Origin of the sequence: Microcoleus sp. Pol12B3, assembly GCF_036701355.1 — a bacterium.
Classification (GTDB): domain Bacteria; phylum Cyanobacteriota; class Cyanobacteriia; order Cyanobacteriales; family Microcoleaceae; genus Microcoleus.
Map to the genome: position 1 here is coordinate 86,408 of NZ_JAUBQS010000025.1, position 9,878 is coordinate 96,285.

General features: G+C 45.0%; 8 protein-coding genes. 3 read left to right on the forward strand and 5 right to left on the reverse strand.

The window, feature by feature from the left end; translation table 11 throughout:
• Positions 1–317: 317 nt before the first annotated feature.
• The gene (locus QUA53_RS14845) at positions 318–1,628 is read left to right on the forward strand and encodes a hypothetical protein (protein ID WP_333097968.1); all 1,311 of its coding nucleotides are present in this window, start codon (positions 318–320) and stop codon (positions 1,626–1,628) included.
• Between the two features lie 532 nt (positions 1,629–2,160).
• On the opposite strand, the gene QUA53_RS14850 is transcribed toward QUA53_RS14845, so the two are convergent.
• Positions 2,161–2,901: an SIMPL domain-containing protein gene (locus QUA53_RS14850; RefSeq protein ID WP_333097967.1), complete on the reverse strand. Its 741-nt coding sequence runs from the start codon at positions 2,899–2,901 to the stop codon at positions 2,161–2,163.
• A gap of 296 nt (positions 2,902–3,197) precedes the next feature.
• On the opposite strand from QUA53_RS14850, the gene QUA53_RS14855 reads away from it, so the two are divergent.
• Both QUA53_RS14855 and pcrA read left to right on the forward strand, forming a co-directional pair.
• On the forward strand, positions 3,198–3,581 hold the full coding sequence (locus QUA53_RS14855) for a YkvA family protein (protein ID WP_333097965.1): 384 nt from the start codon (positions 3,198–3,200) through the stop codon (positions 3,579–3,581).
• 209 nt (positions 3,582–3,790) lie between these two features.
• Positions 3,791–6,157: a DNA helicase PcrA gene (pcrA, locus tag QUA53_RS14860; protein ID WP_333097964.1), complete on the forward strand. Its 2,367-nt coding sequence runs from the start codon at positions 3,791–3,793 to the stop codon at positions 6,155–6,157.
• A gap of 141 nt (positions 6,158–6,298) precedes the next feature.
• Here pcrA and QUA53_RS14865 read toward each other — a convergent pair whose 3' ends face one another.
• The 4 genes from QUA53_RS14865 to QUA53_RS14880 all read right to left on the reverse strand — a co-directional run bounded on the left by QUA53_RS14865 (position 6,299) and on the right by QUA53_RS14880 (position 9,713).
• Positions 6,299–7,621, reverse strand: coding sequence for an FGGY-family carbohydrate kinase (locus QUA53_RS14865; protein WP_333097962.1), 1,323 nt, complete (start codon positions 7,619–7,621; stop codon positions 6,299–6,301).
• Between the two features lie 330 nt (positions 7,622–7,951).
• Positions 7,952–8,443, reverse strand: coding sequence for a TerB family tellurite resistance protein (locus tag QUA53_RS14870; RefSeq protein WP_172190982.1), 492 nt, complete (start codon positions 8,441–8,443; stop codon positions 7,952–7,954).
• A 500-nt stretch (positions 8,444–8,943) separates the two neighbouring features.
• Positions 8,944–9,063, reverse strand: a complete 120-nt coding sequence (locus QUA53_RS14875) for a zinc-ribbon domain-containing protein (RefSeq protein ID WP_445305237.1) — start codon at positions 9,061–9,063, stop codon at positions 8,944–8,946.
• Positions 9,064–9,089: 26 nt separating this feature from the next.
• Entirely contained in the window at positions 9,090–9,713 is a 624-nt protein-coding gene (locus QUA53_RS14880) for a GUN4 domain-containing protein (protein ID WP_333248933.1), read from the reverse strand.
• Between the last annotated feature and the right edge of the window lie 165 nt (positions 9,714–9,878).

The window sequence follows — 9,878 nt, forward strand, 5'->3', positions numbered from 1 at the left end:
ACATGAGTTATTTTCGCCCGTTATCTGTCCATCGCTCGTTGTCTATCCATCGCTCGTTGTCTGTCCATCGGAATATCTCAAATGGCTTCAAAAGAACCGCTATTAACAGGATATTCCTTTATATCTTGCCCTTTTTGTCAAGTACAATTTATACCAAATTAGATGAGCTTACCCTGCGAGCCGCTACCGCGCTAGCGGTCAGTACCTTTAAGAATCTACTTCTTAAGTAACAGTCCACATCTAGTTCTTAGGCAGTAGATTTTATGAGAAGTAAATAGTTAGTCTAGTGAATGTAGTAGTAATACCCAAGCATATCTATGACTGATAATAAGCAGCCTTTTAACCAGCCTGAAGCCAATCGTGACTCCCAGGAAAAGAATGTTGACAATAGCAAAAACCAGCAGCTTCAGGCTCAGACTAACGAAAATGCAGAATCAAAGGAAGAGCAATCATCAGGCTCAGGCCTTGGTGCGAGGATAGCTGGAGCAGCAGTCGGTGGTATATTGGGTGCTCGCTCTGGAGGCATTGTTGGTGCTGTAGCAGGCTCAGTTGCTGGCGCTATGATTGGTAAAGGTACTGCTGATACTGTTAACCGTGCTGTAGATAATCTAGGGGATGCAGCACACGCTGTAGCAGACGGTATTACACACACTGTAGAAGAGCTAGGGACAGTAGTAAAGGAAACTGCTGAGGAAGTTAAACCATCTATCAAAGCTACAGCAGAAGCAGTCAAAGAGACTGTTGAGGAAACTAAGCCTTCGATTAAAGGTATAGCCGAATCTGTCAATGAGACAGTTAGGGAAGCCAAGCCTTCTGTAGTAGATGCAGTCAAGAGTGCATCCGAGGAAGTCAAACCTACGATTAGAGAAGTAAAAGATTCAGTCAAGCAGACAGTCGAAGGTGTCAAGCCTTCTATACAAAGTGCAGCGGACTCTATTAAGAGTACGGCTGATGAAGTTAAGCCTTCTGCCAAAGCTGTAGCTCAAGAAATTGAGGAGGCAACTAAGGAGTTTAGATCGACTGTAAAAGATACAGCCAAGGCAGTTGAGCCATCTATAAAAAGTGCAGCAGAATCGCTTCAGTCATCTGGCAAGAGTGCAGCCGAATCAATCAAGTCATCAGCTCAAAGCGCAGCCGAATCTGCTAAAGGTGCAGCGCATGATGTTAAGTCATCTGCCCAAAATGCAGCCGAATCTGCTAAAGGTGCAGCGCATGATTTTAAGCAGGAAGTTAAGTCATCTGCCCCAAATGCAACCCCATCTCCTCAAGGTGCAGCGCATGATTTTAGGTCATCTGCCCAAAATGCAGCCGAATTTGCTAAACCTCCCGTGCCTGATTTTAGGTCATCTGCCCAAAATGCAGCCGGATCTGCTAAACCTTCAGTGCCTGATTTTAGGTCATCTGCCCAAAATGCAACCCCATCTCCTCAAGGTGCAGCGCATGATTTTAAATCATCTGCCCAAAATGCAGCCGAATCTGCTAAACGTGCAGCGCACGATGTTAAGTCATCTGCCCAATATCTAGCCGAATCCGGCGAGGAAAATAGGGATACGGATATTCACATCTCCGGGAGTCCTAAACTCAAGGACAAAGTTGTCATTCATGACAAGAGAATCATTAAGGACTAGGTAAAGTAAGGACTTAACTCCAGGTTGTTAAAGCTAGCCCTAAGAGAGTTTAACAGAGAGTGGATCTGAGAAAAGAGTCCACTCTTTTCTGTTTAGGAGGAATGCGATGCCTAGGGTTTAACGGAGAGTCTATTTAGAGAGGAACTCTCCTCCTGAAAAAGGACAGATTCCGTTCATAGTTCATAATACGTTGTAGCCATTTGGCGTAACTGCTCACCGCAACTTTGTTGCGGTGAGCAGTTACACTTTAACTCAGAGTGCGCCACTTAATATTTCCTTACATAGTGATAAATTTTTCCACAGACTTACTGAGAGTGAAACTTGGTTTGGCGCTAAAATTGTTAAGGCTTTGATTGTTGTGGCTCTTGGGGGCGAAGATACGGAAATATTTGTGTGGGAGGCGAACAATTGCTCGACTACGGGCAGAAGTGGTTAAAACGGCTAAAGTTTTTTGTAGAAAAAGCTGCTTGATAAATCGAGAAATAGTTAGGGTCAAGCTGAGGTAGCCGGTTCAACCCCTAACTATTTAATTTTAATACCCAATTTGCAAAGTCACAGAAGCTTCTACCTGCTGTTCCCCTCCTACCACAGGCGTTGCAGCGTCAGCAGCAGCAGGGCGAGCATTAGCCAATTGCCGATACATTGGAGGCGGGGCGATCGCACCGTTGACTTGAATGCCCAGAATCTCTCCCCGCTTGAGGTTGAGGGCGCTCAAGACTGCATCCGCTTGCGCCTGAGCATCTTGAGTGGCTTTGCGGAGTGCTTGTTTTCGAGCAGATTCGATCGCACTTTCGGCGGCGGCAAAACTCACGCCGTCGATGCGTGTGGCTCCGGCATTCACCGCATCGTCAAGCAAAGTGCCGGCAGATGCAGTATTAATCCGAAAACTGACGGTATTCGTCGCCGTATAGCCCGTCAAGCGCTGCTGGTTGTTTTCGTAGCTGTAAGTCGGGCTGAGGGTGATGCCGGCAGTTTCGAGTTTTTCGACTTGGCGCGATCGCAGCAACTCTACCACAGCGGACGATCGTCTCGCAGCTTCCTGCTGCACCTCGGCCGCCGTTTTCCCCTGCACCTCAACCCCAAGCCGCACTTGTGTTTGAGTTGTAGGAATCGCTTCCACACCCCGCCCAGTAACACTCAGCGTTCTGATCCGCTGTTCTTGAGCGACAGCCGGATCTAGTCTCACAAAACTTACGAGAGTTAAGGTCAGACACAACGCTGTTACCAGACTGCGGAAATTAATGCGATCGCCACGTTGCAAATTTGAATTCATAAACTTAATTCTCCTCACATACAACAGATGCTATACTTTACCTTCCCACTGAAATTGCTAAATATCCGGGTTGTTACATTTTTAGCAACTAAAAAAATAGTCAGTAATTCTGAAGAAATTGTGAGTTATTATAATGTCCGCAGGACGCTCCACTAAAACATCGGTTTTCTGGGCAAAATCACAGGTTTGGCAACGATAAAAAATGATAAATATAGAAACCCACCTGGTTTTTGACACTGCAGACGCAAGTCGTAGTTCATTTTAAATATTTTTTTAAGACTGTCAATAATTAAAATATGCAATCGTTAAAACAAGCTGCCCGCCGACTCAAAAAAGAGACTTACGCGGTTTATTTAGCCAGTACAGACCAGAGAGTACCTTGGTACGCCAGAATTATAGCAGGGCTTACGGTGGCCTACGCTTTTAGCCCGATCGACTTAATTCCTGACTTCATACCGGTTCTCGGCTACTTGGACGATTTGATAATTGTACCTTTGGGAATTTGGCTGGTAATGAAGATGATTCCGCCACAGGTTTTAGCCGAGTGTCGGGAAAAAGCAGCCGCAGAAATAGAACGAGGAAAACCGATAAATCGGGCTGCGGCTGTTGTGATTATTGCCATTTGGATTGGCTTGGGAATATTAGCAGCAATGTGGCTAACGCGGATATTTAAACGTTAAAGAAAATTACCTATCTATTTATAGTGTAGGGGGCGCGCCGAGCCTCTTACCTTAAACAACTCGCTTGGCAAAAAAATATTTAAACTTCAAAAATTCACCGTTCTAGTTATAATATAGGGTGCGCCTAGCGCACCTTACCTTAAAAAAACTCGCGGTATCGCATACCAACTATTATTTACCCCTTAAAAAATTAAACTAACTTTCTAGCTATGACTCAAACCACTGATTTCCTCAGCCACCTCAACCCATCTCAGCGCCAAGCAGTCGCCCATTATAACGGGCCGCTGTTAGTAGTAGCGGGCGCTGGTTCCGGCAAAACCAGAGCTCTAACTTACCGAGTTGCTAACTTAGTTCGCACCCATCGAGTCGATCCTGAAAATATTCTGGCGGTGACATTTACCAATAAAGCCGCCAGGGAGATGAAAGAAAGAATTGAGAAATTGCTGGCAACTCAGCAAGCTGAAGCGGAATATGGCAAACCTTTGGTAGACTTAGCCCCGGATGTACAAACCAAATTGCGATCGCAAATTTACCAAAGAATTACCAAACACATTTGGATGGGAACTTTTCACTCTTTGTGCGGTCGCATTCTCCGCTACGATATTGAAAAATACCAAGACGAAAAAGGCCGCAAGTGGCAGAAAAACTTTTCGATTTTTGATGAATCAGATGCTCAAAGTATCGTCAAACAAATTGTTACAAAAACCCTCAATCTAGACGACAAGAAATTTGACCCGCGAAAAGTCCGCTATGTCATCAGCAACGCTAAAAATAAAGGCTTGTCGCCTCAAGAATACCAAGCAGCAGAACCCGATTATCGAGGTCGCGTGATTGCCGATGTTTACAGTCGCTACCAAGATGCTTTAGCAGCCAACAATGCCCTAGATTTTGACGATTTAATCCTCGTTCCCGTTAAACTTTTGAGCCAAAACGAAAATGTATTAAATTATTGGCATAAAAAGTTTTGCCATATTTTAGTTGACGAATACCAAGATACCAACCGCACTCAATACGATTTGATTCGGATGCTGGTAACAAATAACGCCGATCCGAAAAAATTCGATAAATGGCAAAACCGCTCGATTTTTGTCGTGGGCGATGTCGATCAATCAATTTACAGCTTTCGCATGGCAGATTATACCATATTGCTGGAATTTCAAGAGGATTTCGGAGATGGTTTGTCAGACGAGAAAACTCGGACAATGGTAAAATTAGAGGAAAATTATCGATCGCGCGAAAACATCCTGCAAGTGGCGAACCACTTGATCGAACACAATACCGAACGCATAGAAAAAATTCTGCGCCCGACTCGCGAACCGGGAGCTCCGATTGTTGTCTGGCGCGCCGACAACGAATTAGATGAAGCGGAATTTGTAGCGGGTCAAATTCATTCCTTGAAGCGGCAAAATTCCGAATACGAAAACGGCAGTAACTTTGCGATTCTCTACCGCACAAACGCTCAATCTCGCTCCTTTGAAGAAGCGTTAATGCGTTTAGATATTCCTTACAATATTGTCGGCGGGCTGAAGTTTTACGATCGCAAAGAAATCAAAGATATCCTAGCATACCTGCGGGCGCTGGCCAATCCCGACGATAGCGTCAGCCTCAAACGCATCATCAATACTCCCCGCCGCGGCATTGGCGATACCACATTTTCCAAAATCGAAGACGCTGCAACTCAGTTAGGCATTCCGTTGTGGGAAATCCTCAGCGATGAATCTTCTGTCAATACTCTCGCAGGGCGATCGGCAAAAGCTATTATTAAGTTTGCCGAAATGATTGGCCGTTGGCAATCGCAAGTTGAAACCCTGCCGGCTTCGCAAATTGTCCAAGGAATTATCCAAGATTCAGGCTACATTGAAGATTTGAAAAACCAAGGAACCGAGGAATCAGAAAATCGCCTAGAAAACGTCAGAGAATTGTACAATGCTGTGCTGCAATTTGAAGAACAAAACGAAGAACCGACGCTGACATCATTTTTAGCAAAAGCATCTTTAGCATCCGATTTAGATGACTTGCAGGAAGAAGATTCCCGCGTGTCGCTGATGACGCTGCACTCGGCAAAAGGGTTAGAGTTTCCCGTAGTATTTTTAGTCGGAATGGAACAGGGTTTATTTCCGAATTTCCGCAGTTTGGACGACCCGAAAGCGATCGAAGAAGAACGCCGTTTGTGCTACGTCGGCATCACTCGCGCCCAGGAATTGCTATTTCTCACCCACACTCGCGAACGCCGCTTGTGGGGAGGTTTCCGGGAACACTGCACCCCTTCGCTATTCTTAGGAGAATTGCCGACACATTTGCTGGCTGGAAGTGCGAAGAAAACTCCAGCAGGCAAAACGGCCGCATCTAAGGGAAAAACTAATAATTCTGCCGCTAATTCCGGCACTTCTCAAGCGGGAAACAATGGACAATCGGCGGATTGGCAAACGGGCGATCGGGTTTTTCATCATGCTTTTGGAGTTGGAGAAATTACGCACGTTTTAGGGGCGGGCGATAAAACTAATCTGGCAATTAAGTTTTCGGGTTTGGGCAGAAAAATCATTGACCCGAGAACAGCTAAGTTGCAGCGAGTGTAAGTAAAAATATCAGAGTTTGCGGCGGTTGAAACCGCTTCAACAAACAAGATTACCTCCCTTAGCAAAGTATATTGCAAAGCATCTGCGTTAATCTGCATACATCTGCGGTTTCCCTATCCATCCCAGATTTATGCAATAAGTCTAATCTGTAAAACTTCGCATTGCTAATAACGCCGTTCCATAAGCAGCCGCAGTATGAATCGGCGTCTGGACAGGGACTTTTAAATAACGCTTTCTAATCGCACTCCAAACCGCATTTTTTGCCCCGCCGCCAGCAGTATAAACTTTTGTCAAAGGAGTTGCACCCAATTCTTGCAATAATTGATATCCCCGCGCTTCAATCCGCGCTATGCTTTCTAGCAAACCGTGCAGAAATTCCACTGAATCAGTTGGGCGCGGTTCGAGTCGGGGCGGCAAATTCGGGTCGTTAATCGGAAAGCGATCGCCGTTTTTCAACAATGGGTAATAATCCAGCAAACTCTCTTGTGCGGGGTCAATTTGTGTGCTATAATTCTCCAACTCAACATCAGTAAAAAAATGCTGCAGCACCGCACCTCCGGTATTAGAAGCACCTCCAACTAACCACAAATCGCCTAATTTATGACTGTAAATCCCGTATCTAGAATCATCTACGCGGGTATGACTTAACAGTTTAACTGCTAGTGTAGAACCGAGAGAAGTTACTGCTTCCCCTGGTAAATTGACACCGCTTGCTAAAAATGCGGCAATGCTATCGGTTGTGCCAGCACAAACCATACAATCGCGGGGAAAACCGAAGCGATCGCCCACTTGAGCTCTCACTTCCCCCACAGGCGTGCCCGGTGCGACGACTTGCGGCAATTCTGGAGTTGCAGCGCCCGCAATTCCCTCTATCAGCCAATTCGGATAGCACAAAGTATCAACATCGAAACCGAGTTTCAAAGCATTGTGATAGTCGCTAATTCCTAATTTGCCGTGCAGCAGGAAAGCCAGCCAGTCAGCTTGATGCAGGAAATAAAGCTTCTCAACCACAGGCAAGATGCCTGTTCCACAAAGGCTCAATTGTTTTGTGGGGTGGGCTTCTAGCCCGCCCTCCTGCCACCACAGGAGTTTTGCCAGACTGGATGTAGCGCTTAATACTGTGTGGTTGGCAGGGGCGATCGCCCTTAACCTCTCTGTCACCGCTGCACAGCGCGCATCATTGTATAAAATGGGTTCGCATACTGGTATACCGTCGGTATTGCACAGCATGACAGTGGAGGATGTGCCGTCAATGGCGATCGCCCTTACCTGATTGCGGATTCTTGGGGGAATTTGCTCGATCAAATCCCACAGCGCATTTTGCCAAACCGATGGCAATTCAGGCAGTTGTTTGCCGTTGTTGGCAAAAGTATATTCCGTCTCACAATGTACTGTACCCTGGGAGTCTATGACAGTCGATCGGGCGCCCGTGGTGCCGAAATCTATTCCCAAATAAAGATTCATTTGTTACTCCCGCGAATTTTCCTATTTTGAGGAAACCACAAAGTTTATTTGCATTAGGACTAAGACCAACTGTCACAAATGGGGGTTAAAGTTGAGCTATGTAGTTGCTGAGGCGTTGCTGAATTTAGGGTATGAAAAGCTAAATATGCAAGTCATGTAAACCTGTATCCACAAAGCTTCTGGATTTTCAACTTATTTTTTTATACCCCGATTAAGTAACAACACCAAAAAGCAGTTATATCCCAGAATTATTGAATAATTCGGGATCTAACTGCCATAAAAATTAATGAAACCAACTAAACTTTTTTCAAGTAACACAAAGCCCTTCGATTAACCTAAAACCTCAGTTTGTAGTAGCGCTTTACGTAATGCCGTTACTGCTTCTTCTGTTTCTATCAACCTATGGAGAGCAAGCGCAATATCATCTTCAACCTTCAGCAGTTTAGCTGCTTTTTTTACAGCTTTTTGCTCTTCAAGTGAGTAATTGTCATCGGCACGAGCCATTTGAATTGCATGATACAACAATGACCTTGATTTTGACCAAGTAGAAACATCAACTGTAATCTTGGTCAGCAGGCTTTCTAAATCAGCATTTTTGTATTCAAATGTTTTGTATTTTTCTATTACTTCTTCAGGAGCGCCAGCCATGCGCTGATGATTTAGCAACCAATTAAGTTCGGCTTCTGAAACCTCTCCATCAGCTCCAGCAATAGCGAGCAGTGCATATCCATAGCTAAGGTATGCTTCAAGCGGAATTTCGGAAATACCCAAGTTGTTTTTCAGAAATTGTGAGGCAGGTAGTGCTTCTTTAAGATTGCTCATCAGTTACCCCTTTGATTTTTTTGACTATTTACTATGACCAGATAATTTGTGATTTATAAATCTGAACCGTTGGGCTACGTCGCGGCTAGACGTTTTTCACGGATTTGCGATTTACAATTTTAATTCTTGCACATATAAGTGTTATTTGAATATTAAAAAAATATTATTTATACTAAATGCGGGTTAGCTACCCCTCTATGAGGCTACTGCGTACACACAAGTCGATCGCTGACCCATATTGTAGAAACCCTGTTTCCTAGCACCTGGATTGCTAGTTTTGCCGAATCAATAACTTAAAATTTATGAAAATAAGCTTTCTTTCTGAGATTCATGCGAGACTTGGGTTTCAGGAATTGCGTTCGCAGATTTCGGACTTGTGTATACAGGGTAGCTTCTTAAGGATGCCAGGGGGATTGGGACTCGGCGATCGACCAGAGATACAATTGTTTTCAGGCGATTGTTGACACCTACGGGCAATGCCGTGTCCCTACTTTCATCCCTTAAACTTTTGTCCCGCACTCAGGACAAAACTTATTGGTCGAAACATTCTTCGCGCCGCAACTCGGACAATAAATCAACTCCGCAGATTGCAACTTGCTGCGTTCTGGCAAACCAACCAAGGGCTGAAATCGCTATAGATTACACCTTACAGCTCTCGATGCGAGAGAAGAGAGAACCAGACAACCAACCCCAACCACCCCAACACCCCAACAACCCAACCCAATCCTTCTCCCCCCCACGCAAACACACGCGCACACGACGGGAGGTGCCCCCGTGGTGCTTCTAGATTAAAGGTTAAATCATCGTACTCCAACCAACCTTTCCTCCCCTTTCTCCTCTTTCTCCAACCCACACGATCGCCTAGCTTGCATTCAGTGTCATAATCAACTTTACCGCCTATTTCTAACCAGATTTTTTTCTGGACGCTAAAGCCAAAGTGACCCTGACTGTATTTTACCCACAATTGGTCGATCGTCCGCAAATCATCGCCAGGAAAATTCTCGATCGAGTTCGTATCGAACCAACCTTCCTTCTCCCGTCTAGCAGCTTTTAACATCACCTTGAATGTTTCCCTATCCCCCTCTTTCCACTCCCCTGTGACCAACAAATCCCGGAGACGAGTATAGTCAACACCCTGCGCTGATTTAAGCGAGTCTGGTGGCGTTGCGGGTGGAGGTGTTTGAGCTGATAATTGAGGTGATCGAGTACCCAGATCCTGCAAAACTTCAGTAGCAGATTGATAACGTTTTTTAATAGCAGGTTGTATCATTTTATCTAAAATCTGACCCAGTTCCGAACTGACAGATGTTTTTAAGTGTTCTCGCCACACCCACTCAAACTCGCTATCATCGAATAAATGGTAGTGCTTTTATGTAAAGGATGGAGAAAATAGAGGCGGTTGAGCCTTCAGAATTGCTAATCGGATTTGGTGATT

Bases quoted from the DNA above. Each gene is read 5' to 3' on its own strand.
- QUA53_RS14880 (WP_333248933.1), bottom strand. From the start codon at position 9,713: ATGATACAACCTGCTATTAAAAAACGTTATCAATCTGCTACTGAAGTT.
- QUA53_RS14850 (WP_333097967.1), bottom strand. From the start codon at position 2,901: ATGAATTCAAATTTGCAACGTGGCGATCGCATTAATTTCCGCAGTCTG.
- QUA53_RS14855 (WP_333097965.1), top strand. From the start codon at position 3,198: ATGCAATCGTTAAAACAAGCTGCCCGCCGACTCAAAAAAGAGACTTAC.
- QUA53_RS14865 (WP_333097962.1), bottom strand. From the start codon at position 7,621: ATGAATCTTTATTTGGGAATAGATTTCGGCACCACGGGCGCCCGATCG.
- QUA53_RS14870 (WP_172190982.1), bottom strand. From the start codon at position 8,443: ATGAGCAATCTTAAAGAAGCACTACCTGCCTCACAATTTCTGAAAAAC.
- QUA53_RS14845 (WP_333097968.1), top strand. From the start codon at position 318: ATGACTGATAATAAGCAGCCTTTTAACCAGCCTGAAGCCAATCGTGAC.
- pcrA (WP_333097964.1), top strand. From the start codon at position 3,791: ATGACTCAAACCACTGATTTCCTCAGCCACCTCAACCCATCTCAGCGC.